Below are 26,782 nucleotides of genomic sequence, written 5' to 3' on the forward strand. Positions count from 1 at the left end.
GCCTCAGCCGAGCTCCGACCTCGCCGCGGCGACGACGGCGTCCTGGAGCGCGCCGTTCGAGGCGATGATGCCGCGGGCGAGCTTGAGCCCGGGGCCGGTGTAGTCGATGGGCGCGCCGGCGAGGTCGGTGAAGCGCCCGCCGGCGCCGCGGAGCACGGCCTCGGGCGCGCAGCTGTCCCAGAGCTTGGCGCCGCCGCCGCCGTGCACGTAGAGGTCGACCTCGCCCGTCGCGATCCGGGCGATCTTCACGCCGACCGAGCCGCACGGGACGACCTTGGCGATGCCGAGCCGCGAGAGGAGCGGCTCGATCTCCTTCGGCCGGTGCGACCGCGAGACGATGAGCGTGGCGTCGGCCGGCGAGGCCACCGCCGAGACCTGGAGCGGGCGGCGGCTGCCGTCCCGCGCCTCGAGGAAGGCGAAGCCCCCGTCGTCGCCGGCGCGGCCGGCCAGCGCCTCGCCCGTCGTGGGCATCACCACGACGCCGAGCGCCGCCCTGCCGCGGACCGCGAGGCCGATCATCACGGCGAACTCGCCGTTCCGGTCGGCGAACTCGCGCGTGCCGTCGAGCGGATCGACGAAGAACACCCGCTCCCGGCCGAAGCGTGCGGCGAGCTCGTCGCCGGCCGGGACGCTCTCCTCGGCGAGGATCGCCTCGCCGGGGAACGCGGCCTCGAGGGCGCCGCAGATGAGCGCGTTCGCCTCGCGATCGGCGCGCGTCACCGGATCGCCCGGGCCCTTCATCTCGACGGCGAACGGCGTCGCGTACACGTCCATCACGATCGCCGCCGCCGCGCGCGCGATGCGGACGATCTCGTCGAGCTCCCTGTCGCTCTGGCTCATCCCGCTCACCCCTCGATCCCGACCTGGTTCAGGCGACCTGCGAGCTCCGCGAGCGCCGTGTCGCGGAGGTAGGGGGGCATGCCGGCCTCGCGGACGAGCTGGTCGAGCTGGGCGACCGAGCGGGGGCCGAGCACGGCGGACGAGATGAGGTTGTTCGCGAGGACGAAGCGCAGCGCCACGGAGCGGAGCGAGACGACGGCGCCCCCGACCAGCGGCCTGAGGGCGTCGAGCTGGCCGAGGCGGGTCCGGAGCTCGTCGCGGGTCCACCGGTGCATGCGGTGATCGTCGGGGAAGAACTCGCGGTCGGGGCTCCACTGGCCGGCGAGCAGCCCGTGCGCGAGCACCGAGCGGGCGAGGACGCCGGCCCCGCTCTCGGAGACGTCGGCGGCGACCTCGTGCAGGTCGCCGGGGAGGAAGGCGTTGTAGGCGAGCTCGATGACGTCGACCTCGTCGCGCAGGGCGGAGCGGGCGACGTCCGCGGAGCCGGCGCTCACGCCGAAGGCGCGGATCTTCCCGGCCTGCTTGAGCTCCTTCAGATAGGCGAGGGGCTCCTTCGTCCGCATCGCGGCCACGGTGGGGTTGTGGAGCAGGACGACGTCGACGACGTCGCGGGCGAGCCGCTCCTGGGAGCGCTCGAACGCGGTGCGGAGGTAGGCGGGGTCGAAGCGCTTGGTCGGCGGGAGGCCCTCGAGATCGGTGCCGATCTTGGTGACCACGAAGGTGGCGCCGGCGCCCTTGAGCCGCTTGCCGAGGCGGCGCTCCATCTCGCCGCGGCCGTAGACGTCGGCCGTGTCGAAGAGGTCGATGCCGACCGCGAGCGCGCGATCGATGACGCGATCGGCTTCGAGCTCGGAGACCGGGCCGTAGCCGTCGCCTGAGAGACCCCAGGTGCCGAGGGCGAGCTCCGAGACCTGGAGGGTGGTCTTGCCGAGGGGGCGTTTCCTCACGGGCGGCGATCTACACCAGCGCGGGGAGCGCGCCACGAAATAGGCAGGCGCCCGAGGAGCAGCGCCGCGAGGAGCCAGAGCGGACCGTGGCCGGCATCACCCGGGGCGCCGCCGGGGGAAGCGCTCGCCGCGCAGCCGTTGCCGTGGAGCCGGAGCTCCCCGCGGCGGGCGTCGCCGGGGGGCTCGTCGCCGCCAGCGTCGCCGCCCGCCGCCGCGCCCGCCCCGCCGGAGCCGCCGGCGGCCCCGCCCGTCCCGCCGCCGCTCCCGCCCGTCCCGCCGCCGCTCCCGCTCGGTTCGCCGCCGCTCCCGCTCGGTTCGCCGCCGCTCCCGCTCGGTTCGCCGCCAGCGCCGCCGCTGCCGGGCGGGTCGTCGAGCAGGCAGCCGCCGGCGCGGCATTCGCCGCCGGGGCACGGGGTCCCCTCGAGCTTGCTGCGCTCGATGCAGGCGCCGTTCGGCGCCACGCAGACGAAGCTCTTGCAAGGGCCCGGATCGGGCTGGGGGCACACGTAGCGCTCGGCGCCGGCGCATCGCCCCGCCTGGCAGGTGTCGGCAAGGGTGCAGGGATCGCCGTCGTCGCAGGGATCGCCGTCCTGCTTGGGGGGCTCGCAGCTGCATGCCCGATTGGAGGTGGTGCCCGGGTCCGCGATCGTGGGGCAGGCGTCCTCGACGTCCGGCTTGTCGTCGCCGTCGTCGTCCTCGTCGCACGCGTTCCCCTCGCCGTCGTCATCGATGTCGACGTCTGCGGTGTTCGGCGTGTCGGGGCACGTGTCCCCTGCGTCGACGATGCCGTCGCCGTCGCGATCGAGCGAGCAGACGCCGCCGATGCAGGCGCCCTCGGCGCACTCGACCGTCGCGCCGCAGGGCGCGTCGAGGGGCTTCTTCGGCGCGCAGGTCGGCGGGGCGCAGTAGGCGCCTGCGGCGCAGTCCTCGTGCGCGGAGCAGCGGGTCAGGCACGCGTCGTCCGCGCAGACGTAGAGGCCGCACTCGACGGCGGCGCGCTCGACGCAGGCGCCGCCCTCGGTGCAGCGGCTCGGCGGGACGCTGGAGGTCGCGTCGACGCACGCGCCGGGGGCGCACACCGTGTCCGGCGCCGCGAGGGCGTCGGCGGGGCAGGCGGCGGCGGCGCCGGTGCAGGCCTCGGCGACGTCGCAGGGGCCGGCGGACGTCCGGCAGACCGCGGTGGCCGGCGCGAAGGCGTTCGGGGGGCAGGCGGCGGCGGCGCCGGTGCAGGCCTCGGCCACGTCGCACACGTCCGCCGCGGGACGGCACACGGTGGTGGCGGAGGCAAAGGCGTTGGCGGGGCAGGCGGCGGCGGCGCCGGTGCAGGCCTCGGGCACGTCGCACACGTCCGCCGCGGGCCGGCACACGGTGGTGGCGGAGGCAAAGGCGTTGGCGGGGCAGGCGGCGGCGGCGCCGGTGCAGGTCTCGGCCACGTCGCACACGTCCGCCGCGGGTCGGCAGACGGTGGTGGCCGGCGCGAGGGCGTTGGCGGGGCAGGCGGCGGAAGAGCCGGTGCAGGCCTCGGCCACGTCGCACCCGCCCGCCGCGGGACGGCACACGGTGGTGGCCGGCGCGAGGGCGTTGGCGGGGCAGGCGGCGGAAGAGCCGGTGCAGGCCTCGGCCACGTCGCACCCGCCCGCCGCGGGACGGCACACGGTGGTGGCCGGCGCGAGGGCGTTGGCGGGGCAGGCGGCGGCGGCGCCGGTGCAGGTCTCGGCCACGTCGCACACGTCCGCCGCGGGCCGGCAGACGGTGGTGGCCGGCGCAAAGGCGTTGGCGGGGCAGGCGGCGGAAGAGCCGGTGCAGGCCTCGGCCACGTCGCACCCGCCCGCCGCGGGCCGGCACACGGTGGTGGCGGAGGCAAAGGCGTTGGCGGGGCAGGCGGCGGCGGCGCCGGTGCAGGTCTCGGCCACGTCGCACACGTCCGCCGCGGGCCGGCAGACGGTGGTGGCCGGCGCGAGGGCGTTGGCGGGGCAGGCGGCGGAAGCGCCGGTGCAGGTCTCGGCCAGGTCGCACACGCCCGCCGCAGGCCGGCAGACGGTGGTGGCCGGCGCGAGGGCGTTCGCCGGGCAGGCGGCGGAAGAGCCGGTGCAGGTCTCGGCCAGGTCGCACAGGTCCGCCGCCGCGCGGCAGACCGTGGTGGCGGAGGCGAAGGCGTCGGCAGGGCATTCGAGGGAGCTGCCGTTGCAGCGCTCCTCGACGTCGCAGAGGCCGGCCGAGCCGCGGCAGAGGCTGCCCGAGGCGCGCGGCCCGCACACGCCGTTCGTGGACGCGCCGGCCGCGGCGCTGCAGGCCTGACAGTCGCCGGGAGAGCCGCCGCCACACGCGGTGTTGCAGCAGACCCCGTCGACGCAGTGGCCGCTCAGACACTCGCCATCGGCGAGGCAGGGCGCGCCGTTGGGAATCTCGATGAGGTAGAGTTCGGCGCTCGACAGGGCGAGCGCGGTGTTCCGCCCGCCCGCCGCGAGGAGCTGGCCATTGGCGAGCGCCACGAGCGTGTGCGACCCGCGGGCGGCGGCCATGACATCGTCCGTGGTCCAGGCCGCGGACGGCGCCGCGGTCGGATCGTACCGCGCGGTCGTCTGGAGATACGCGCTGCCGTCGAAGCCGCCGGCGACGAGGACCTGCCCGATCGAGGGGAGCAGCAACGCGGCGTGGCTGCTGCGCGCGCCCGGCACGGTGCCGGCCGGCGACCAGGTCCTCGCCGTCGGGCTGTACCGCTCGGCGCTCGCCAGGTGCGTCCCGTTCGTGCCGCCGGCGACGAGGACATCGCCGTTCGGGAGGAGCGTCGCGCTGTGCAGCCGCCGCGCCGTGGCCAGGCTGCCGGCCGCCGACCACGCATTGCCGGCGGGGTCGTAGGTCTCCGCGGTGGCGAGGTAGGTGGTGCCGTAGCCGCCCGCGACGAGCACGGTGGCGTTGAGCAGCCGCACGGCGCTGTGCGCGTAACGGACGCTCATCGTCCCCGCGGTCGACCATCTGCCCGTCTCGGGATCGTAGCGGCGGGCGTCGCCGATCGCCGCAGTGCCATTGTAGCCGCCCGCCACGAGCACGTCGCCGTCCGCGAGCAGCGTCGCCGTATGGAGCGCTCGATTGGGGATGGCTTCGGCGTTCGTCCAGGTGTTCGTGTCTGGGTCGTAGATCTGCGCCGTGCCCAGATACGTTGCGTCGACGCGGCCGCCGACCACGAGCACGCGGCGCCCGTCGCTCAGCAAGGTCGCGGTGTGCTGGTATCGCGCCGTGCTCATGGCGGCCGCGGGCGACCACGCGTTCGTCACCGGGTCGTACAGCTCCGCGCTGCTGAGGGCGATGGCCCCGTTGTACCCGCCCGTGACGAGGACCTGGCCGGCGCGCGATCCGCTCGTGATCAGGGTCGCGGTGTGCTCCCGGCGCGCCGCGCTCATCCCGGTGGGCACCTCTTCCCAGACCGGATCCACGAGCACCGCCTCCCCCTCCGCGTCCACGTGCAGCGCGAGCGTCGCGCCCTCGACGGAGAGCCGCGCCTCGACAGGGCGCTTGCCGCCGTCGGCGAACGCCTCCGGCGCCGTCACGCGCAGCCGCGGAGCGCCCGTCTCGTCCACGACGAGCACCACCTCGCCCGCCTTGCGCAGCGAGGCGCCTTCGATGTGCCATGAGGCCACGGGGGCGCCGCGCTGGACCGCCCCGGGCTCGAGCAGCAGCCACTCCTCCGCGACGCCGGACGCGGCGGTCCAGAAGGAGGTCCCCCCGGGCCGCCGGTAGGCGATCGCGCGGCCCGCCCGCGTCCCCTGTCCTTGGGCGCCCGCCTCGCGCACCCGGATGTCCAGGGCGCCAGGGCACACGGCCTCGGGGCCGTCGCACCCTCCGGCTCCAGGGAGGCGGAAGCGGATCGCCTGTCCCGCGTCGCTGGGAAGCTCCACCGTGAGGAGCCCCGGAGCGGGGCCTTGCGGCAGCGCGAACACAGCGCCCCTCTCGACGAGCGCCTCGCCCCCGTCGAGCACGCGCGCCGCCACCGCGGGGAACCGCTCCGAGAGCGCCTCGGCCGCCGCGGGCGCCGTCGCCTCGCCGCAGCCCCCAAGGGCCGCGATCGCCGCGAGCAGCCACGCTGCCCGCAGGGGATGGCGGACCGCCGAGCATTCCCCGAGCGATCTGGAGCCCCGCAACATTGCAGCCATGAGAACCAGGCGCCTGGAACGTCGTCAAGCCGGAACGATGTGAGAGCATTTCTGTTGTGGCTGAATGATTCGCTGCCATTGCCCCGCGACACGATCCGCGCGCTCCGGCCCGGATACGTGGGTTTTCTCTGCCTTTTTGATGGAGTACGCGCGAAGCGTCCTGAGATGGCCCGCGGCGAGGCGCGCGCTGCCCGCGCGCCCCGGGCGCTTCAGGCGCTTCAGTCGCTTCAGGCGTTACCGACAAACGCGATTGATCGTAAAAAAAAGCTTCCATGGAGCCGCGGGCACATGCATTATCATGACGCCTCTTTGTGTGGAGGCGAAGCGAGGGCAGGATGAGACGCAACGTTCATCGGGTGTTGACCGTCGGCATCGTGGCGCTCACGGGGGGGGTCTCGAGCGAGGTGCTCGCGGCCGGGCCGGACGCCGTGATCTACGACCCAGGTTGCCTTGCGGGAGGTTCGCTGCCGCCGAACGACGACGGATCGAGCGGCGTCGTGCCGCTCCCCTTCGAGGTCAACTTCTACAATCGCCACTACAACACGGTCTACATCAACAACAACGGCAACATCACCTTCGACGGCCCCCTCAACGTCTACACGCCGTTCCCGCTCGAGACCACGAACCGCGCCATCATCGCGCCTTTCTTCGCGGACGTCGACACCACGGGCGCCGGCTCGGGCGTCGTGCACTGGGGCGAATTCCAGGGGATACTCCCGGGTTATCAGCGGCCCCGGAAGGCCTTCTGCGTGCTGTGGGCGGACCCCGTCGCTCCGCCGAACGGGTTCGCAGGGGTCGGCTATTACCCTCAGAGCACCGACAAACTGAACATCTTTCAGCTCCTCCTCGTCGACGCGCAGACGTGCGTCGCGGGAGACCCCGACGCGAACTGCGACCCGGCGAGCCAGGATTATCGGCCGGCGGGGGATTTCGACATCTGGTTCAATTATGATCAGATCCTGTGGAACTCCGGGTCTGCGAGCGGAGGCCTCGACGGGATCGGCGGCGAGACGGCCCGCGTCGGCTTCGCCTCCGGCACGGGGGTAGGGGCCTTCGAGCTGCCGAAGCCCCAGCTCCAAACGGATCCAGAGCCCAGGGACATCTTCACGGACTACGATGTATCTTACAAGCTCATCGACAACGAGATGGGGAGCAGCAAAAAAGGGCGCTACAAAATCAAGATAGACGAGAATACGGGGGGGCTGGGCTCGAGCGTCATCATGGGCACCGTCCAGGCCCTCAACGCTCAGGGCCAGATGGAGGGGGTGGCCGGCGCGCCGGTGCAGATCTGCCGCACGGTGGCCGCAGCGGCGCCGGATTGCCCGTGGTTCGGGACGACCAACGAGAGCGGCGGGTTCACGGCAAACGCCCTCGCCGAGGGCCAGTACACGATCACGGCGTTCCCGCCGGCGGGGAGCGTCTTGATCCAGAGCGACGTGTCCGTGGGTGCCCTGGAAGGCATCTCGCAACAGGCGCCGCCGATCACCCTCGGCACGCCGGTCGCGCCGCCCCCCGGCACCGGCCTCGAGCCCTCGTTCCCGGGCGGCGGCGACGTCCCCGTCGTCTACTGGCACGACCCGACCACCCTGACCACGCCCGGCTGCGCCGGCGGCACGGCGACCTACGACGTGAAGTTCGGCTCCGTCACCTTCGCGTCGGGCGCGATGCAGCTCGACGGCAACGGCCAGTTCACCGCCGTCATTCCTCCCTTCTACCCGAACCACGGCGCGGCCACGGTCCTCATCCAGACGCAGTGCGGCCCGACGGTCACGAGCATCGTGTTCCCGATCTACATCGACCCGAGCGGGTGGGTCCGGACCGTGGGCGGCGCTCCCATCGACGGCGCCACGGTCACCCTCTTCCGCTCCGACAGCGGGGCGCCGGGCTCGTTCACCGTGGTGCCCGACGGCAGCGCCATCATGTCGCCCCTGAACCGCGCCAACCCGAGCATCTCCGACGGGGAGGGTCACTTCGGCTGGGATGTCATCACCGGCTATTACAAGGTCCGCGCCGAGAAGCCGGGCTGTCACGCGCCCGACGACGCCGCGCAGCCGTATGTCGAGAGCCGCGTCATGCACATCCCGCCGCCGGTCTTCGATCTGGATCTGCGCCTCGATTGCGGCACCGGCGCGGTCGGCGACACGACCGCGCCGACGCTCTCCGTGCCGGACGACCTCGTGCTCGAGGCGACGGGCGCGAGCGGCGCCCCGGCCACGTTCACGGTCTCCGCGATCGACGACGTCGACGGCGCCGTCCCCGTGATCTGCACGACGCCCCCGGGCAGCACCGTCCCGATCGGCGTCACCGTCGTCCACTGCTACGCGCTCGACGCCACCGGCAACCTCGATTACGGCACCTTCGCCGTCATCGTCGAGGACACGAGCGCTCCGGTCCTCACCGTCCCCGGCCCGATGACCCTGGAGCCGACGGGGCCCTGGGGCGCCGAGCTCGCGTTCGTCGCCGTCGCGATCGACGTCGTCGACGGCGCGGTCCCGGTGACCTGCTCCCCCGCGCCGGGCACCGTCCTGCCGGTCGGCGTCTCCACCGTCACCTGCGGCGCGACCGACGCGGCGGGCAACGCGGCGAGCGCCTCCTTCGACGTGAGCGTCCCCGCGTGGGTCGACACCGACGCTGACGCCGTGAGCGACACCTTCGACAACTGCCCGCTCGCCGCGAACCCGGACCAGGCCGACGCGGACGCCGACGGCGTGGGCGACGCGTGCGACAACTGCGCGCTCGCGGCGAACGCGAGCCAGGCCGACGCGGACGCCGACGGCGTGGGCGACGCGTGCGACAACTGCCCGGGCGACGCCAACCCGGGGCAGGGCGACAACGACGCCGACGGCGTGGGCAACGCCTGCGATCCGATCTGCGTCGCCGTCCGCCGCGGCGGCGCCGGCGGGGCCGCCGACGCCTTCATCTCCAGCTCCGAGCCGAACACGACCTCGGGGTCGTATCCCAACCTCTTCACCGGCGTCTCCGGCGCCGGACAGAAGATGAGCCTCGTCGCCTTCGATCTCTCCGGGATCCCCGGGGACGCCACCATCGAGGGCGCGACGTTCTCGGTGAGAGCGCTCTACGCCCCGACGGCCGCGACGCTCAATCTCCACGCGATCACGGCGCCGTGGACCGAGGCCACCGTCACGTACAACACGCTGAACGGCGCCTTCGATCCCGCCGTCGAGGCGTCGCTCGCCGTGCCGGCCAACCTGACGACCACCGTGTCGTGCGACGTGACCGCGCTCGTCCAGGACTGGGTCTCGGGCGCGCTCGCCAACCACGGCGTGCTCCTGCGCGAGCTCGGCACGGGCAAGCGGACCCTCCGGTCGAGCGAGGAGGCGAACGCCGCCGAGCGGCCGCGCCTCGACCTCTGCTACGTGACGCCCTGACAGAGCAAGCCCGCATCCGCGCGTCCCCTCCGGCGAGGCCTCGTGAAGGCGAGCCGCGGCGGCGCGCCGGGCGCTCCGCTCGCGCCCGCCGGTCCGGACGTCGAGGTCGAGCCCGCGCTCCGGTCCGTCAGCGACGACGGCCGCCAGCCGCCGCGCCGCGGGCGCCGCCGCGGTCGTCCTCTCCGTCGCCTTCTCCCTCCTTCTCAGGCCGACGAGGCGCGCGCTGGCAGGGGCCGCCGGGGCGCCACGTCCCTGCGCGCTTGGCCGCGGAACGATCCATGCCAGAGGAGCGGGGAAGGGGAGTGATGTGGCGGCGAGCGGGGCGGCGCGCCGAGGGCAGGTGACCAGGGGACATGCAGAGTCCACCCCTGCCCGCGGCCGACGAGGGGGGCTGTAGAGTATGGCGAAAGGTCCTAATGAGGCATCGAGGGCCGAACCCGTCAGCGACCGGAGATCGCGGCCGCCCGCGGCGAGCGCCTCCGCGCGGCGCGCGCTGGAGCTCGTGGCCGTCCGAGGCAAGGACGTGATCGGCGTCCGTCACCTGCTCGCCGAGGGCCGGGCGCACATCGGCGACACGCCCGCATCCATCGCGCGCGTGCCGTCGATAGAGCTGGACAGGTCGGCCCCCGTCATCGCGGAGGTGACCGGCGCGCGCTACGTGCTGCACGTACCGCGGAGGACGCGGGCGCGCGTCCACGGCGCCGACGGGCTCGGGCGCCTGCTGACGGGCCCCGCCGACATCGAGCTCCAGGAAGGGGACCGCGCCGTCCTCGTGATCGGCGCGGTCCAGATCCGCGCGCAGATCGTGCCCATCGAGATCATCTCCCGGCTGGGCGCGTCCGGTCTGCGCTGGATCGGGCTCATCGGCGCCCTCTACCTCGTCGCGCTCGCCATCTGCGCCGCCCTCGCGCCGCGCGACCGAGCGCGCCTCGACGAGGGCTCGATTCGCCGCGCGGTCAGCGCCGCCGCCGCGCAGCTCTGGGCAGAGCACGCCCCGGCGCCGTAGCGCTCATCCCCGCGCCGTCGTCGGCGGACAAGCCTGGGAGTCGCGGAATGCTATCCTCACTCCCATCATGCGCTTCAACCCCGCATTCCCCCCATTCCACATCCCGCTGTGTCTGCTCGCCATCGCCGGCTGTGGCGGCTCGTCCGCCAAGGACGAAGGCCCGAACAGCCCGCCACGGGCGGGGATCCTGAGCTTGCCCTCCGGATGGAACACCATCGAGCCGGGCGGCGAGACCACCTGCGCGCGCGGCGATCCGTTCAAGTACCTCGTGCGCCCGGGCACCGTCAATCGCCTCATCGTCGAGTTCCGCGGCGGCGGCGCGTGCTGGAGCGCCGCCACCTGCTCCCCCGGCGCCGACATCTTCCAGGAGACCGTCGGCGACGATCCGCTGACGACCGGGATCTACGATCATGACAACCCGGACAACCCGTTCAGGGACTGGCACCATGTGTACATCCCCTACTGCACCGGGGATATCCACTGGGGCGACAACGTAGCCACGTACGGAGAGGGGAGCAGCGCCGTCACCGTCCGGCACAAAGGCGCCGTCAACGTCCGCGCCGCGCTCGACTGGATCTACGCGAACGTCCCCGCGCCCGAGAAGATCTTCGTGACCGGCTGCAGCGCGGGCGCGTATGGCTCGATCCTGTGGTCTGCCCACCTGCGGGAGCACTACAAGAACGCGTCCGTGGTCCAGTTCGCCGACAGCGGCGCGGGGGTCATCACCGAAGCCTTCTTCAACGACAGCCTCCCCTCCTGGAAGCCCGAGGGCGCCTATCCGACGTGGATCCCCGGGCTCGATCCGGCCGAGCTCGTGAACCTGTACGTGCTCTACGAGAAGATCGGCGCGCACTACCCCGACATGCGTCTGTCGCAGTACAACACGGTCCACGACGAGGACCAGATCTTCTTTTTCCGCGCGATGGGCGGCGGCGGCGCGGAGGCGTGGTCGGAGGGCATGAGGGCGTCCGTCGACCACATCGAGGCGTCGACGCCGAACTTCAGCGCGTACCTCGCCGCCGGCAGCGCTCATTGCATCCTCTGGCGGCCGGAGTTCTACACCGTGGAGTCGGGCGGGGCGCGCCTCGTCCGATGGCTCGACGCGCTCGTGAACGGCGAGCCGCCGCCCAGCGTCGCCTGCGACGACTGCGGCTCACCGTAGCGGGCGCGGGGCGAGCCCCGCCCCCGTCGCGGTCGAGCGAGTCGGCGTCGCGACGCCGGAGCGGCTACGTCAGGTTGGTGAGCGGCCCGGTGCAGTCCCGCGGGTCGCCGAACGTGGTCCGGGTGTCGCCGAACAGGTTCAAGATCGAGACGAGCAGGTTGTTGTGCGGGAGGTTCGGGTACCGGAGCCAGCGTCCGGTGCGCAGGCCTCCGCCGCCGCCGGCCAGCAGGAACGGCATGTCGTTCTTCTTGTGCGACGGCGGATCCGAGAGCTCGGAGCCGAAGAAGACGACGCTCTCGTCGAGCAGCGAGTGCCCGCCCATGTCGATCTTCTCCATCTCCTGCAGGAGATAGAGGTGCTGCTTCGAGTACCAGGTGCAGATGGCCTCGCACTCGTTCGGCCTGAAGCCGCCGTCGTGCTGGTAGAAATGGTGGTGCTCGGTCAGGTTGAGCCAGGGGAAGGTGTGCTTCGCCTCGGTGTCGCTCCACTGCAGGGTGCCGACCCCGGTGATGTCGCAGGCGAACGCCATCACCATCATGTCCGTCAACAGCTTGCCGACCTTGGGGATCGCCGCGTCGGTCGAGGTGTCCTTGATCGAGCCGTTGTCGGACGAGTTGAGCCCCGTGCGCGGGTTGTAGTCGGACGTGTCGACCCTCGTCGGCACCTTGCACGCGCTCGTCTCGACCGGAATGTTGCTGAGGCTCTGCTCGATCTCGCGGATCTTCGTGAGGTGCTGGTCGATCTTCTGCTTGTCGGCGGCGCCGAGCTGCGAGGACAGCGTGGCGTAGCGCCGGTCGAGGAAGTCGAGGATCGATTGCTTCCGCGCGAGGCGACGGGCGGCGTCGTTGCCGTCGTTCGGGTTCAGCGTGCCGAAGAGCTCGGTGAAGATCTCCACCGGATCGAGGCGCGGCGGGATCGGCTTGTGCGGCGCGTCGTTCTCGAAATTCGCGGCGTTCATCGGCGACAGCAGGCCGTGAGACTTGCCCGTGGCCCAGCGCAACGCGATCTGGATGCTGGCCTTCGCCTTCTGACCGGCGGAGATCCGGGCGGCGATCACCTGATCGATGGACGGCCCCTTCCCGTAGCCGCCGTTGTTGGAGCCCTCCTGCGACGTGCCCGTGAGCCAGGCGATGATCCCGGCCTGGTGCTGCTCGCCGCGCGCGCTCTTCATGTCGAGGCCGTCGACGACGATCAGCCGGTTCTGCACCGGCGCGAGCGGCGCCAGGATGGGGCTCAAGGTGAAGCTCGTCTCCGAGCCGGTCGGCCTCCAGCGGTTCAGCACGGTCCCGCCGGGCGTGTAGACGGCGAGGAAGCGCTTGGCGGGCGCGGGGGCCGCGTGCGCGGGGCGCTCGGTGCCCATGATCTCCAGCCAGGGGAGCGAGACCGCGATGGCGCCGGCGCCCCGCAGCATGGCACGTCGGCTCAAACGAAATTTCGACATGACCTTCACTCCTGTCCCGAAGCCAAATAGTGGAAAGCGTCCGTCTGCGTGAGATCGATCAGGAGCTGTTTCACGTTGTACCCCGACGCCTTGAAGGCGGTCGTGACAGCCTCTTCGGTGCACAGGTCCTCTTTGCGCAGGGTGAGGCCGTAGGCGAACTCGCTCCAGCGCTTGGCGAAGCAGTCCTGCACCTCTTCGGAAGCGGCGAGCTTCTGCACCAGCTCGATCGGGCCGCTCACGTCCCCCAGCGTCCCCGGGACCGTGCCGCTCGGATCGATCACGACGTCGTTCTCGGTGGTGCGGTACAGCCCGACCGCGTCGTAGTTCTCGAACGCGAAGCCGACCGGATCCATGAACTGGTGGCACCCCGCGCACGCCTTGTCCTGGCTGTGCTGGCTGAAGCGGTCCCGCGCCGTCTTGCCGGAGTACGGATCCGGCGGCTTCACCTGCTCCAGGATGTCGCCGGTGGGGAGCGGGATCTGGATGCACATGAGCTTCTGCAGCACGAACGAGCCGCGGGTCACGGGGTTCGTGTTGTTCGAGTGCGTCGTTCCGGCCATCATGCCCGCCTGGGTGAGGATGCCGAGGCGCTGGGTCGTGTCGAGCTCCACTTTCTGGAACTCGTCGCCCGTCACGCCGGAGATGCCGTAGAACGCCGCGAGCTGCTCGTTCATGAACGAGTACGGGGTCGTCAAGATGGACGGCCAGGTCCCGCCCCCCTCGAAGATCTCGTGCTCGATGAGCCGCTGTGTCTCCTCGCGCATCAGCGAGCCGATGGTGCGAGAGAAGGTCGGGAACGCCTCCGCGTTCCGCTCGAGATCCGCGAGGCTGCTGATGGGGAGCAGGTTGTCGAAGAAGAACCGGATGGTGGGCCGGGACCGGCGATCCTCGAGCATGCGCTCGGCGTGCGCGCGCACGCCTTCCTTCGTCGAGAGCTCACCTGCCTGCGCGGCCGTGCGCAGATCCTCGTCGGGCATCGTGCCCCAGAGCAGGTACGAGAGCCGCGTCGCCATCTCGTCGCCCGTGGGCCGGCGGAGCTCGGGGCGCTCCGGGTCGGGCATGCCGCGTTCGATGCGGTAGAGGAAGTCTGGCGATTGCAGCAGCGCCTCGATCACCGTCGCGACGCCGGTCGCGAACGTCGCGTCGGTCCGGCCGACCCTGTACAGCGCCAGGAGCTCGTTCGCCTCGCCGTCGGCGAGCGGCCTGCGGTACGCGACCGGGGCGAGCTTCTCGATGATCGTGAGCGCGCACGCCTCCTCGTCCGCCGCCCCCACGTTGCTCGCGCACGGGGCGAGCTTCGCGAGCGCCTCCGGGCTGGCGGTCGCGCGCTGGGCGACGCCCTCCGCGACGGTGCCCAGCTGCTCGGCCAGCAGGCTCGAGACCGACAGCGTGTCCGCGTCGTTGCCGAAGCCGTTCCCGACATCCTCGCTGGGCAGCGAAAAGGCGGGGTTGGTCGTGTCGCCCAGGAGATCGCGGACGGTGTTGTTGTACTCGACGCGCGTGAGCCGCCGCAGCGGCGCTCGGCCGGGGTACACGACGCCTTCCTTGCACGCGAGCGGGGCCCCGGTGGTGGGATCCTTGCCGTCGTCAGGCACGGTGCCGGGCTCGTCGCCGGAACCTGAACCGGAACCGGAACCACCGACGTTTCCGATACAGCCGCTGGCCAGGAGCAACGCGGCCAGGATCGCCGACCGAGAGCCTCGGAGAGGACGCGCCTGGTCATGATGGGAGGGCCTAGACATGAACATCCCTCTTCGCCCGCAGTGGGCACGCTGAAGGTAATTGTCGAACAGCTGGCACTCTGACGACATCGTCAGATTATCGCGCGGCAGCCCCCGGAGGGCCCGCCATCAATCTCGAGGAGCGATTGGCAGCCATAGCGAAGAAATGCAATGAGACGGTGAATGCATCGCCTCTCGCGTGGCTCGGTAAAATTCCCGGATGGGCCTCATCCATCAAACCGGTGCCCCCGAGGAGGATCTCGTCATGGTCGCCGCCACGTAGGTCACGCCGTTCCCCGCGCTCGCCTCCGGCCGCGTCGCCGGACCTTGGAGGAATCATTTCCGGTGGGCAGCGCCCAGGAGCTCACGACCTTCGCCGAATCGGCGAGGTGGACCGTGTTCTCTGGTGGAACACCCTTGGTAAAACGCTACCCTTCATCGATCCGCGATCGCGCCCGCGACGGCCGATCAAACGGAATCGGCGCCGAGACCATCGATGGCAAAGCTCTCGGCGCGCAAGACGACCCCTCCAAGACGAAGCAAAAGGATGCGGCTCGGACCAAATGTGAACGATCACATGGCCCATGTCAACGCCAAACCGGACGGCCCGCGGGCTCCTCGGGCCGGGGGCGGCACCTGGCTGGCGGGGCTCCGCCGGAGCGCCGCGTCAGAAGAAATGGGCGCTGAATCGGGCCCCGAATCCCGCCGATTTCGCGCTCGCTGGACGGTTCCGCCCTCCTCGTGGCCAACGGCCCAGCGGCGCTCGGCGTGCTCCGCTCCCTCCTTCACAGGGCCGATGCTGGCCACCTGTTAGCGTTAACATCGGATCGAGCCGGCGCGCGCTCGTGCCGCTCGGGCGGTCAAGTTGCGGCTCCAGTTGACACACGGCCGGCGCTCCAGATGATGTCCGCCGCGATCGCGGGCGCGTCGATGTGCCCGCGGCCCCGGAGGAAGATCTCCGGGAGGAGACAGAGGAATCCATGCGCACGCTTTGTATCGATATCGGCGGAACGGGGATCAAGGGCACCATCCTCGACGGGCAGGGGACTCCGATGGCGGATCCCATGCGCGTGCCGACGCCGCAGCCGGCCTCGCCGGACCCCATCCTCGACGTCATCGAGGAGATGGCCCGCGCGCTGGGGGAGTTCGATCGCGTCTCGATCGGCTTCCCCGGCGTGGTGATGGACAACGTGACCAAGACGGCGCCGCACCTCGACAACGAGAAGTGGAAAGGCTACCCGCTCGCCGAGGCGGTCGAGCGCCGCCTCGCGAAGCCCGTGCGCGTGGCCAACGACGCGGGCATCCAGGGGCTCGCCGTCGTCGAGGGCAGGGGGCTCGAGATGGTGCTCACCTTCGGCACGGGGCTCGGCTGTGCCCTGTACATCGACGGCCACTACGTGCCGAACCTCGAGCTCGGGCACCACCCCTACGGAAAGCGGGACCTGAAGTACGAGGATCGCGTGTTCGACGCCGAGTGCAAGCGCATCGGCCCGAAGCGCTGGAACAAGCGCGTGCGCCAGATGATCGCGCAGCTCGAGCCGATCTTCAATTACCGCAAGCTCTACCTCGGCGGCGGCAACGCGCGCCTGCTCGACGTCTCGCGGCTGCCCGAGAACGTCGTCGTCGTCGACAACGTCGCCGGCCTGCTCGGCGGAATCAAGCTCTGGGCCTAGCAAAGCGCCCCCCGCGCCGCGGGCAGGCCCGGCCGCCTCGCCCGCGGTGCGCCGGCCGGGGCGGGCGCCCGGCGAGCGAAGGCCGCGGCGGCTCCCGAGCGGGCGCGAGCCGCGGCGGTTCCCGAGCGGGCGCGGGCCGCGCCGGTTCCCAAGCGGGCGCGGCCGGCGTACCCTGGCCGAATGAACTCGCCCGACGCACCGAAGCCCGACGCGACGCCTGCGGCCACTCCAGCGGCGGACGCTGATCTCGACCCGTTTCGCCTTCAATCGCCGGAGACCTTCGCGAACCCGTACCCCGTGTACGCGAAGCTGCGCGAGCAAGCGCCGGTGTACTTCAGCGCGGCCTACAACGGCTGGCTCATCACCCGCTACGACCAGGTCGCCGCGGGCTTCCGCGACCCGCGCCTCTCGGCGAAGCGCTCCGGCGCCTTCGTGACGAAGCTGCCGGAGGAGGTGCGCCAGCGGCTCGAGCCGTTGCGCCGCAACCTGGCGTCGTGGGCCTTGCTGCTCGATCCGCCGGAGCACACGCGCATCCGCTCGCTCATCAACAAGGCGTTCGTGCCGCGGCTCGTCGAGGGGCTGCGCTCCCGGGTGGAGGCGCTGGTCAACGAGCTGCTCGACGCGGTCGCGCCCACGGGCCGGATCGACGTCCTCCGCGACCTCGGCGACGTCCTGCCGCTGCTCGTGATCGGCGAGGTGCTCGGCGTGCCCACCCAGGATCGGCACCGGCTGAAGGGCTGGTCGAACGCGCTCGGCGGGTTCCTCGGCTCGGGCCGGCCGACGCTGGAGATCGCGGGCGGCGCGCTGAGCGCCGTCGCCGAGATGGAGGACTATTTCCGCGGCGTGATCGCGGCCCGGCGGCAGAACCCCGGGAGCGACCTGCTCAGCCAGCTCCTCGTCGCGGAGGAGCAGGGGATGATCCTCGGCGAGCAGGAGCTGCTCTCGACGTGCTGCATGTTGCTCTTCGGCGGCCACGAGACCACGAAGAACCTGATCGGCAATGGCCTGCTCGCGCTGCTCCACCACCCGGCCGAGCGCGACGCGCTCCGCGAGACGCCCGCGCTGATCGGCCCGGCGGTGGAGGAGCTGCTCCGGTACGACTCTCCGGTCCAGTGGATGAGCCGCGTCGCCCTCGACGACATCGAGCTCGACGGCGTGCGCATCGCGAAGGGCGATCGCGCCTTCCTGGTGCTCGGCGCGGCGAACCGCGATCCCTCGCAGTTCCCCGATCCTGACCGGCTCGACTTCCGCCGCACGGACATCCGCCACATCTCCTTCGGCCTCGGCGTGCATTACTGCGCCGGCGCCGCGCTGGCCCGGGTGGAGGCCCAGGCCGCGATCTCCACGTTCCTACGCCGCTTCCCGAACGCCGCGCTCTCCTCCGCCCCGCTGACCTACCGCCAGAGCCCCGGCATCCGCAGCCTCACCGCCATGCCGGTCGAGCTGGGCGCGCAGAGCTCCGCCTCCTGATCTCAACGCATCCTGCGACAGCGCCCATCGAGCCTCCCGCCTCCACGCAACTCGACCTCTCCCCCGCCAACAGAGCGCCTCGAGCCGCTGGCGGGAGGGGAGGGTGCGCGCGGGGGGCGAGGGGGAAGGGCCCCGCGGATCCGAGCGCCGGCCCGCATCGAAGCCATCTCCTCCCAGATCGTCATCTCCCGTTCTCATGGCCATAGCCACCACAAGGCGCGAGTCCGCGGGAAGGGCCCCCCTCGCCCCCCGCGCGCACCCTCCCCTCCCGCCGGCGGCCGTTGCCCTCTAGTTATTTCCCCCGCATCCCTGGCGCCAGCTGCGCCGGCAGCGCCGCGCTCGCCGCCTCGAGCCCCGCGACCGGATAAGCGCAGTAGTCCGCCGCGTAGTACGCGCTCGGCCGATGATTCCCGCTGCTGCCGATCCCGCCGAACGGCGCCGCGCTCGACGCCCCCGTGAGCGGCTTGTTCCAGTTGACGATCCCCGCCCGCGCCTCCCGCCAGAACTGCTCGTAGAGCTCCCTGCGATCCGAGATCAGCCCCGCGGCGAGCCCGTAGCGCGTGCGGTTCGCCAGCGAGAGCGCCTCATCGAAGCTCTCGTAGCGCTGCACCTGCAACAGCGGCCCGAAATACTCCTCGTCCGGCAGCTCCTCGATCGCGGTCACGTCGATGATCCCGGGCGAGAGCAGCGCTGTCCCCTCCTCGATCCGGCGCATCTCGAGCAGCGCCTCCCCTCCGAGCGAGATCAGCCGCGCCTGCGCCTCGAGCAGCCGATCCGCGGCCGCGAGCGAGATCACCGCGCCCATGAACGGCTGCTCCGCGTCGTCGTACCTGCCCACCTTGAGCCGCCCCGCCGCGTCGACCAGGCGCTCCAGGAGCGCGTCTCCCTCCGGCGTCGCCGGCACGAGCAGCCGCCGCGCGCACGTGCACCGCTGGCCCGCCGAGATGAAGGACGATTGCAGGATATGGTGAATCGCCGCCTCGGTGTTGGCGGCGTCCTGCACGATCAGCGGGTTGTTGCCCCCCATCTCCAGGGCGAGGATCTTCTCCGGCCGCCCCGCCAGCTGCCGGTGCAGCGCGCTGCCCGTCGCGGAGCTCCCCGTGAAGAAGAGGCCGTCGATGCCCGGGTGACCCGCGAGCGCGATCCCGGTGCTCTTCCCCCCCTGAACCAGGTTGAGCACCCCGGCCGGAACGCCCGCCTCCTGCCACAGCCGCACGGTCTCCTCCGCGACCTTCGGCGTGAGCTCCGACGGCTTGTAGACCACGCAGTTGCCCGCGATCAGGGCCGGCACGATGTGGCCGTTCGGCAGGTGGCCCGGGAAGTTGTAGGGCCCGAACACCGCGACCACCCCGTGCGGCCGGTGCCGCACCACCGCCGTCGCGTCGCCCGCCTCGGCCTGCCGCTCGCCCGTCCGCTCCCGGAAGGCCATGAGCGACACGTCGACCTTGCCGATCATCGTCTGGACCTCGGTGAGCGCCTCCCAGCGCGGCTTGCCGGTCTCGAGCCCGATCAGGTCGGCGAGCCGGGCCTTGTGCTCGCCCAGCAGCCCGGCGAACCGCTTCACCAGCGACACCCGCGCCTCCGCGCCGCCGTCGCGCCACGCCCTGAACGCGCCGCGCGCCGCCTGCACGGCCGCGTCCACCTGCCCCTCGGCCGCGGCGCGCCCCTCGAAGACGAGCGCCTGCGTCACGGGGTTCCGGCTCGCGAACGGCTCCCCCGTGCCGGACACCCAGCAGCCGTCGATGAAATGGGTCGACATGGTCACCTCTCCACGCGGAACGCCCCGCGGGCTCAGCCGTCCGTCCAGCCAAACTGGCGAGCGTCCACCTTGCCCCGCCAGTGTGCACCGTACCAGCCGCCCGCGCAGCGAGCCCGCCCACCCCGGCGGACCGGCTCGCCGGCGCCGCCGCCGATCGGCCCGCCCGCCCCGCCCCAGGGCCGCGGCCGCCCGCCGCGCGCGCCGCATCCGCGCGCGTTCCGGGGCCGACCCCAACGGAGTGGGGGCCGGCTCGATGGACCCACAACCGATGGTATCCGCTCGCCTGATGAGAATTCTTGAAGACGGTCCTTCATGCACGTTGCGCCCCCGCGCCCCGACAGCGCATGTGGCGAGCGCGCGACATTCACAGGAATGCACCGTGGCGAACAGGTGTGCAGAGCGCGATCGATCCGTGGAATCACGCTCCGGGCGAACGCCGCCGGGGCGCGCCGCACGGCCCATGACACCAAGTCTTGACGGTCCCGTGGCTGGCGTGGAAATGTGGATATGTCAGTTTCCCGGCCGATGCATCACACGGTGGCTATCTCAGACATCCATCTATGTGAGCTCGAGCCGACCGCCGGTCTCTGGATGCGCTATCGGCAGGCGCCGTACTCCCCGGACGGGGAGATCGCGGCGATGCTCGACGCCCTCCGAGGAGAGATCCGGAAGGGGACGGGCGGCTCCGGGGGGCTCCACACGCAGCGTGACGAGCTCACGCTGGTCCTGAACGGCGACATCTTCGACCTGGACGCGCCGCGCGTGATCGACAACGAGAGCGTGGTCCACGACCTGCCGCGCACCGCCGAGCACGCGGTGCCGGCGATGGAGGCCATCCTCCGCGATCACCCCGTGTTCGTCGCGGCCGTCGGCCGGGTCGTCGCGGACGGGCACACGGTGGTGTTCGTGGCCGGCAACCACGACATCCAGCTCACGCTCCCCGAGGTGCGCGACGCGGTGAGGCGGCGCGTCGTCGACGCCGCCCTGCACGCGCTCGCCGCCCGCGACGGCGCCCCCGCGGCGGGCGCCGCCCGGGAGCTCCGCGCGGCGCTCGAGGCGCGGGTGGTCTTCCGCGCCTGGTTCCACCGCACGCGCGACGGCGTGATCGTCGAGCACGGCAATCAGTACGACTCGTACTGCTCGTACCGCTACCCGATGGCGCCGTTCGGCCGCAAGCGGGGGGAGATCCAGCCGACCATGGGCTCGCTCGTGAGCCGCCTGCTCGTGTCGCGCATGGGGTACTTCAACCCGCACGTCGACTCGTCGTTCATGCTCTCCGGCTTCGGATACCTCTCCCACTGGGCGCGGTACTACCTGTTCTCGGGCCGGTCGCTCGTGCTCGCGTTCGCCGTGGGCGCGCTGCGCACGATGCTCGAGCTCGTGCGCCGCCGCGACCCGTGCCGCCGCGCGCTCCGGCGCGCCGATCTGGCCGCCGCCGCGCACGAGACCGGCGCGCCGTTCCCCGCGGTGGTGAAGCACGCGCGGCTGTTCGCGCGGCCCGCCGAGGACTGCCTCGGCCGGGTGGCCCGCGAGCTCTGGCTCGACCGGCTCGGCCTCGTGCTCGTCGGGCTCATCGCGACGCTCGCGTGCCTGTGGTGGATGCCGGAAGGGCTCGCGCCGGCGGCCCTGCTCGCGCCGACGCTCCTCGTCGCCTACGAGTGCGCGGTCCCGAAGCCCACGCTCGACGCGGTCTGGCAGGGCGTGAACGGGGCGGCGCGGCTCGTGGCCCGGGCGCACCGCGCGAAGGCCGTTATCTTCGGGCACACCCACAACCCGGAGGGCAGCTGGGAACATGGGGTGTTCTTCGGGAACACCGGCTCCTGGTCGGCGGCGTTCGAGGACATCGCGTGCACGAAGCCGGTCTTCGAGGCGCGCCCGCTCGTCTGGCTGCGCTCCGAGGACGGCGCGGCCCCCGACGCGCCCCTGTCGGGCGGCCTCCTGATGTGGAAAGACGAGCGCTTCCAGCCCTGGAGGGCCGACGCCCGGCCCTCGGTGCCCCGGAAGGCCGAGGTCGCCAAGCGGCCGCGCCCGGCGCTGCGGCCCCAGGCGACCGCCGCGCTGCGCGGCTGATTCCCCCACCTCCGACGCCAACGCACGCTAGCGCGCTCGCCCGGCGCCCTCCGGCGAGCTCGGCAGATCACGATTGCTGAGACTGCCATCCTCGAGACCGGACGAGCGCTCGTCCGGTCTCGAGCCCCGCTTCCCGTCGCGCACTTCCGTAGTAGATGTGCTGACGTGGAGATGACGAGCAACGCGACGCCAGCCCTCGACGCGGCCACCCCCCGCGCGGGCGATGCGCCCGGCGCGCGCTGCGCGGCGGGAGGGGACGCCGATGGCTGACGCCGACGACGTGGACCTCGCACGCCAGCACCGGCCCGCGATCGAGCGGTCCAGGCTCCCCGCGGTCTTGACCACGACGGCACAGCACCTCGTCCTCTACGCGAATCCGGCGTTCTGCGGGCTCTCCGCCGTGCCGCTCGGCGAGCTCTCGGGGGTTCCCCTCACGCATCTCTTCCGGCAGGCGGAAGGCCTGGCGGCGCTGCTCGATCGCGTGATCCGGGACGGCGTCACCGACGTCGCGGCGGACATCGCGTTCGCGTCCCCCGGGGGGAGGGCGTTTCACGGCACCGCGATCGCGGCGCCGCTCCTCGACGAGCAGGCGCGCCCGCGGGGGCTGCTCGTGCAGATCCTCGACACCACCGAGCAGGCCGCGGCGCGCGCCCAGGAGGCCGAGCTCGAGCGGCGCCACGAGCGGGCCCTGTCGCGCATCACCCACGACCTGCGGAGCCCGCTGACCGCGGCGATGTTCTACGCGGAGAGCCTCGAGCTGGCCCGGGCGGAGCACGACACGAAGCGGCTCGCCGGCCGGATCGTCCGCAGCCTGCGGCGCATGGACGAGATGATCCGCGTCCTCCGGGACGTGCAGCGGCTCCAGGCCGGCCACAGGCTGCCGCTCTCGCTCGGCGCGTGCGATCTCGCCGCGATCGCCCGCGAGGTCGCCGACGACCTCTCGGCCTTCCACGACCAGCGCCTCGTCGTCCAGGGGGAGGCGTGCGTCCGGGGGGTCTGGGGCGAGGAGGAGCTGCGCCGCGCGATCGGGATCCTGGTGAGCAACGCGCTCCAGCACGGGGCGCAGGGGGCGCCGGTCGCCATCACGGTCGAGGCGGCGGCGGGGCTCGCCGTCGTGGCGGTCCACAACGAGGGCCCGGCGATCCCGCCCGACGACCAGGCGCGCGTCTTCGCGCCGTTCTTCCGGGCCGGCGCGTCCGAGGCGGTGCCGCGCGGGTGGGGGCTCGGCCTCGCGTTCCTGCGCGGGTGCGCCGAGGCGCACGGCGGGAGGGTCAGGCTGGAGAGCGACGCCGAGCGCGGGACCACGTTCGCCCTGGAGCTGCCCCTCGACGCGAGCCCGTACCAGGACCCGGGCTGACCCGGGGCCGCCGCCCGCCGCGCCGCGCGCGGAAATAAGGCCCCTGGCGAGCGGCGGAGGTGCCTTGGGAGGAGCGGTGTCGCGCGCGCCCGTCGGATTCGAGCCCTCGAGAGCGATTGACAACATGGCAGAAAGCCAGCGCGGCTGTCCGGCGTTGACTGCGGCGGACCGGGGGAGGCGCGGCGTCGTCGCCCGAGCGGTCTCCGGCGGAGCGCGCCGAGCTGCGCTCGTCAATCCAGGGTGGTCCAGGGCCGCTGGCCTCGGCCATCGAGAGGAGAATCATGATGGAGAGTCACCGTATCCGTCGCATCCGGCTCGTCGCTTTGATGTTCGTGCTCGCGACGTTCTCCGCGGCCGGCGCCGCCCGCGCCGAGGACGCCGGCGCGCGCGCGGGCGCCCCCGCGGAGCGCCGCTTCGGGGGGCGCGGGCAGGTCGCCTTCGACAACGTCGTCGGGGTGACCACCGAAGGCGGCCACCTCGGCCCGCACATGGTCGCCGGGGGGCCTTCGGACACCGTCTGGGGAGCCACGGGGTACACGGGGCTCATCGGCTTCACGTTCTCGGACGACCGCAGCGCCGACGAGGACGGGTTCGCCGCCACCTCCCGCACGGTCTGGGTCTCGCCCTCGGTCGACGTGTTCGTGGCCGACGGGGTCTCCATCGGGGGCACGATCGGCTTCTCGTACGCCAGCTACGACGCCCGCCTGTCCGTGGCGGGCGGGGGGACGACCTCGATGGAGGCCGAGGCCTTCACGCTCTCCGTCGTGCCGCGCGTCGGGTACGCGTTCGCGCTGAACGAGCAGTTCTCGTTGTGGCCGCGCGCGGGGTTCGGGTACGCCGGCACCCGCGCCGACCCGGTCGGGTCGGCAGGCGACGCTTCCGTGATGAACGCGTGGATCGGCGTCGCCGACGTCGGGCTCGTCTACCAGCCTTGGGAGCACATCTATCTGCACATGGCCCCGGAGCTCGTGCTCCGGCTCACCCGCCTCGAGAGCTCACGAGGCGGGGCTCTCCAGAGCAGCGCCTCGCTCGAGCTCGGCTTCACCGGCGGGGTCGGCGTGGTGCTGGGCTCGTGACGCGACGCCGGATCCGGGCCGCCGCGCGCCGACAGCCCCTCGCGGCTTGAGGCCTGCGCGCCTCGACGATAGGGTCGGCGCGGACCTCGGCCCGGAGCGCTTCCCGGGCGGGATCCGCGGAGCGACGGATCATGAGCCGCAGCGAGCGCGAGCAGATGGAGATGACGCTGCCCGCGTACGGCGCGGCGGGCCCGGACGAGTCGGGCGACGTGCCGCCGGCCGGCGCCGCGTCGGACGTCACGTTCCGGCTGCGCGTGTCCCCGGCCTCGCCGGCGCCCGAGCGGCCGCCCGTCCCCGTCGCGGCGCCCGAGCCCCTCTCCGCGGAGGAGCGCTACGAGGACCTCGGCTGCATCGGGCGCGGGGGCATGGGCGAGGTGCGCCGCGTGCGCGACCGGATCATGGGGCGCGTGCTCGCGATGAAGATCCAGTCGTCCGAGGCGCGCGACGCGACGCTCGATCGCGCCCGCTTCCTCGCCGAGGCGCGGCTGACCGCGGCGCTCCAGCACCCGGGGATCGTGCCCGTGCACGACTGCGGCGCGCTCGCCGACGGGCGGCTGTGGTTCACGATGAAGGAGGTGCGCGGGCGCACCCTGGGCGAGGTGCTCGACGAGCTGTACGCGGCCGGCGGCGGGAGCCTCTCGCCGGTGGCGCTGCGGCGGGCGGTCGACACGTTCCTCCGCGTCTGCGAGGCCGTGGCCTACGCGCACAGCCGCGGCGTGATGCACCGCGATCTCAAGCCGGCCAACGTGATGATCGGCGAGTTCGGCGAGGTCCTCGTGATGGACTGGGGGCTCGCGCGGCCCGCCGCGCCGCCGCGCGCGTCGCCCGGGGCCGCCGGCGCGGGGGACGTCCTCGAAGCGGCCCCGCTCACGCAGCCCGGCGAGGTGCTGGGCACGCTGCTCTACATGGCCCCGGAGCAGGCGCGCGGCGAGGGCGATCGCCTCGGCGCGGCGAGCGACGTCTACGCGCTCGGCGTCGTGCTCTACGAGATCCTCGCCGGGCGCCACCCGTACGGCGGCCAGCTCGCCGCGGTCTGGAGCGCGCTCCTCACCGGCGGGCTCAGGCCGGTCGAAGAGAGCGCCCCCCACGAGGTGCCCGCGGAGCTCGCGGCCATCTGCGCCCGCGCGATGGCGCTCGCCCCGGAGGCTCGCCACCCCGACGCGGCCGCGCTCGCCGCCGACGTCCGGAGCTGGCTCGACGGCGCGCGGCGGCGCGAGCGCGCGCTCGCGATCGTGGACAAGGCGCGCGCGATCCAGCCGGAGATCGAGGCGATCCGCGCGCGCGCGCGGGCGCTGCGCGCCGAGGCGCGCGCCCTCCTCGACGGCCTGAGCTCGTTCGATCCCGCCGAGCTGAAGGCGCGCGGGTGGCGGCTCGAGGACGAGGCGGAGCACCTCGAGCGGGAGGCGTCGCTCGGCCAGGTCGAGTGGATGCAGCTCCTCCGCGCGGCGCTGAACGAGGCGCCGGATCTCCGCGAGGCGCACGAGGCGCTGGCCGACCACCACGCCGAGGAGCTCCTCGAGGCCGAGCAGGCGCGGGACGCCCGGGGCGCGGCGCGCGCCGAGGCGCTCCTCCGGCAGCACGACCGCGGCCGCCACGCGGTGCTGCTCGCCGGCGACGGGGCGCTCTCGCTGTCGACCGAGCCGGAGGGGGCGGAGGCCTCGCTCTACCGCTATGTCGAGCGCGACCGCCGGCTCGTGCCCGAGCACGCGCGCGAGCTCGGCCCCACGCCGCTCCGCGGGGTGGCGCTCCCGCGCGGGAGCTACCTCCTGAAGCTGCGCGCGCCGGGGCACCACGAGGCCCGCTATCCCGTGCTCATCGAGCGCGGGCGGCCCTGGGACGGCGTCCGGCCCGGCGCGAGCGCGCCGCACCCGGTCCGCCTCCTCCGGCTCGGCGAGCTCGGCGAGGACGACCTCTACGTGCCGCCCGGCTGGTTCGTCTCCGGCGGCGATCCCGACGCGGGCGACAGCCTCCCTCGGCGCCGGCTCTGGTGCGACGGCTTCATCGTCCGGAGGCACCCGGTCACCAACGCCGAGTACCTCGCCTTCCTCAACGCGCTCGTGGCGAGCGGCCGCGAGGCCGAGGCGCTCGAGTGCTGCCCGCGCCTCTCGCTGGGCCGCGCCGCCTCGGACGCGGGCCCGGACTCGCTGCGGTTCGAGCGGGGCGACGACGGCCGCTTCCGGCTCGGGCTCATCCCGACCGACGTCCAGGAGGAGCCGCGGATGCCGGTCGCCTTCGTCCACTGGCGGGCGGCGATGCGCTACGCCGCGTGGTACGCCGCCGAGACCGGCGCGCCGTGGCGCCTCCTGAACGAGCTCGAATGGGAGAAGGCGGCGCGGGGCGTCGACGGCCGCTGCATGCCCTGGGGCGATTTCCTGGAGCCGACCTGGGGGTGCATGCTGGGCAGCCACGCGGGCGTCGCCGGCCGCCGCCCGGTCGACGACTTCCCGCTGGACGAGAGCCCTTATGGCCTGCGCGGCGCGGCGGGCAACGTGCGGGACTGGTGCATCGACGCGTGGAAGCGCGAGGGGACGCGGACCGACGAGGGGGTCGTGCTGCTCGATCCGGCCGACGACGGCGACCCGGATTTCCGCGCGGCGCGGGGCGGCGCGTGGTCGACGTCGCCGAACCTCTGCCGCGCGGCCGGGCGCTTCGCGGGCAAGCCCGGGGATCGCTTCGGGGGGATCGGGTTCAGGCTGGCGCGCTCGGCGCCGCCGTGAGCG

At 72.8% G+C, this 26,782-nt stretch carries 15 protein-coding genes; 9 read left to right on the forward strand and 6 right to left on the reverse strand.

Annotation, left to right across the window (positions count from 1 at the left end; translation table 11 throughout):
• Window positions 1–3: 3 nt before the first annotated feature.
• Genes WME83_RS04680 through WME83_RS04690 form a run of 3 tightly spaced genes read right to left on the reverse strand, consistent with a single transcriptional unit; the run spans window position 4 to window position 5,938 of the window.
• Complete coding sequence (locus WME83_RS04680) at window positions 4–840, reverse strand: 3'(2'),5'-bisphosphate nucleotidase CysQ family protein (protein WP_437318045.1); 837 nt, start codon at window positions 838–840, stop codon at window positions 4–6.
• A gap of 5 nt (window positions 841–845) precedes the next feature.
• Complete coding sequence (locus WME83_RS04685) at window positions 846–1,787, reverse strand: aldo/keto reductase (RefSeq protein WP_437318046.1); 942 nt, start codon at window positions 1,785–1,787, stop codon at window positions 846–848.
• On the reverse strand, window positions 1,784–5,938 hold the full coding sequence (locus WME83_RS04690) for a kelch repeat-containing protein (protein ID WP_437318047.1): 4,155 nt from the start codon (window positions 5,936–5,938) through the stop codon (window positions 1,784–1,786). Before WME83_RS04690 ends, WME83_RS04685 begins: the two co-directional genes overlap by 4 nt.
• Window positions 5,939–6,273: 335 nt before the next feature.
• Between WME83_RS04690 and WME83_RS04695 the strand changes: the two genes are divergently transcribed.
• From WME83_RS04695 to WME83_RS04705, 3 genes are all read left to right on the forward strand, one after another.
• Window positions 6,274–9,327: a DNRLRE domain-containing protein gene (locus tag WME83_RS04695; RefSeq protein WP_437318048.1), complete on the forward strand. Its 3,054-nt coding sequence runs from the start codon at window positions 6,274–6,276 to the stop codon at window positions 9,325–9,327.
• A gap of 502 nt (window positions 9,328–9,829) precedes the next feature.
• Window positions 9,830–10,333 carry a hypothetical protein gene (locus tag WME83_RS04700; RefSeq protein ID WP_437318049.1) on the forward strand — a complete coding sequence of 168 codons (504 nt, stop codon included), beginning with the start codon at window positions 9,830–9,832 and terminating at the stop codon, window positions 10,331–10,333.
• A 67-nt stretch (window positions 10,334–10,400) separates the two neighbouring features.
• Entirely contained in the window at window positions 10,401–11,495 is a 1,095-nt protein-coding gene (locus WME83_RS04705) for a pectin acetylesterase-family hydrolase (protein WP_437318050.1), read from the forward strand.
• 64 nt (window positions 11,496–11,559) lie between these two features.
• Here WME83_RS04705 and WME83_RS04710 read toward each other — a convergent pair whose 3' ends face one another.
• Window positions 11,560–12,906: a DUF1552 domain-containing protein gene (locus WME83_RS04710; RefSeq protein ID WP_437321962.1), complete on the reverse strand. Its 1,347-nt coding sequence runs from the start codon at window positions 12,904–12,906 to the stop codon at window positions 11,560–11,562.
• Between the two features lie 35 nt (window positions 12,907–12,941).
• Complete coding sequence (locus WME83_RS04715; protein WP_437318051.1) at window positions 12,942–14,531, reverse strand: DUF1592 domain-containing protein; 1,590 nt, start codon at window positions 14,529–14,531, stop codon at window positions 12,942–12,944.
• Between the two features lie 1,106 nt (window positions 14,532–15,637).
• Here WME83_RS04715 and WME83_RS04720 point away from each other — a divergent pair.
• Both WME83_RS04720 and WME83_RS04725 read left to right on the forward strand, forming a co-directional pair.
• Window positions 15,638–16,330: an ROK family protein gene (locus tag WME83_RS04720; protein WP_437318052.1), complete on the forward strand. Its 693-nt coding sequence runs from the start codon at window positions 15,638–15,640 to the stop codon at window positions 16,328–16,330.
• Between the two features lie 180 nt (window positions 16,331–16,510).
• Window positions 16,511–17,800 carry a cytochrome P450 gene (locus WME83_RS04725; protein ID WP_437318053.1) on the forward strand — a complete coding sequence of 430 codons (1,290 nt, stop codon included), beginning with the start codon at window positions 16,511–16,513 and terminating at the stop codon, window positions 17,798–17,800.
• Window positions 17,801–18,092: 292 nt separating this feature from the next.
• On the opposite strand, the gene astD is transcribed toward WME83_RS04725, so the two are convergent.
• A complete protein-coding gene (gene astD / locus WME83_RS04730; protein WP_437318054.1) occupies window positions 18,093–19,559 on the reverse strand; it encodes a succinylglutamate-semialdehyde dehydrogenase in 1,467 nt (488 codons plus the stop codon).
• 537 nt (window positions 19,560–20,096) lie between these two features.
• Between astD and WME83_RS04735 the strand changes: the two genes are divergently transcribed.
• The 4 genes from WME83_RS04735 to WME83_RS04750 all read left to right on the forward strand — a co-directional run bounded on the left by WME83_RS04735 (window position 20,097) and on the right by WME83_RS04750 (window position 26,779).
• Entirely contained in the window at window positions 20,097–21,629 is a 1,533-nt protein-coding gene (locus WME83_RS04735; RefSeq protein ID WP_437318055.1) for a hypothetical protein, read from the forward strand.
• Window positions 21,630–21,891: 262 nt separating this feature from the next.
• The gene (locus tag WME83_RS04740) at window positions 21,892–22,986 is read left to right on the forward strand and encodes an ATP-binding protein (protein WP_437318056.1); all 1,095 of its coding nucleotides are present in this window, start codon (window positions 21,892–21,894) and stop codon (window positions 22,984–22,986) included.
• Window positions 22,987–23,267: 281 nt separating this feature from the next.
• Window positions 23,268–24,062 carry a hypothetical protein gene (locus tag WME83_RS04745; RefSeq protein WP_437318057.1) on the forward strand — a complete coding sequence of 265 codons (795 nt, stop codon included), beginning with the start codon at window positions 23,268–23,270 and terminating at the stop codon, window positions 24,060–24,062.
• A 131-nt stretch (window positions 24,063–24,193) separates the two neighbouring features.
• Window positions 24,194–26,779 (forward strand): bifunctional serine/threonine-protein kinase/formylglycine-generating enzyme family protein, encoded by a 2,586-nt coding sequence (locus WME83_RS04750; protein WP_437318058.1) that lies wholly within the window; start codon window positions 24,194–24,196, stop codon window positions 26,777–26,779.
• The last annotated feature ends 3 nt before the right edge of the window (window positions 26,780–26,782 follow it).

The sequence above is a fragment of the Sorangium sp. So ce385 genome (assembly GCF_051474135.1).
GTDB lineage: Bacteria > Myxococcota_A > Polyangia > Polyangiales > Polyangiaceae > Sorangium > Sorangium cellulosum_D.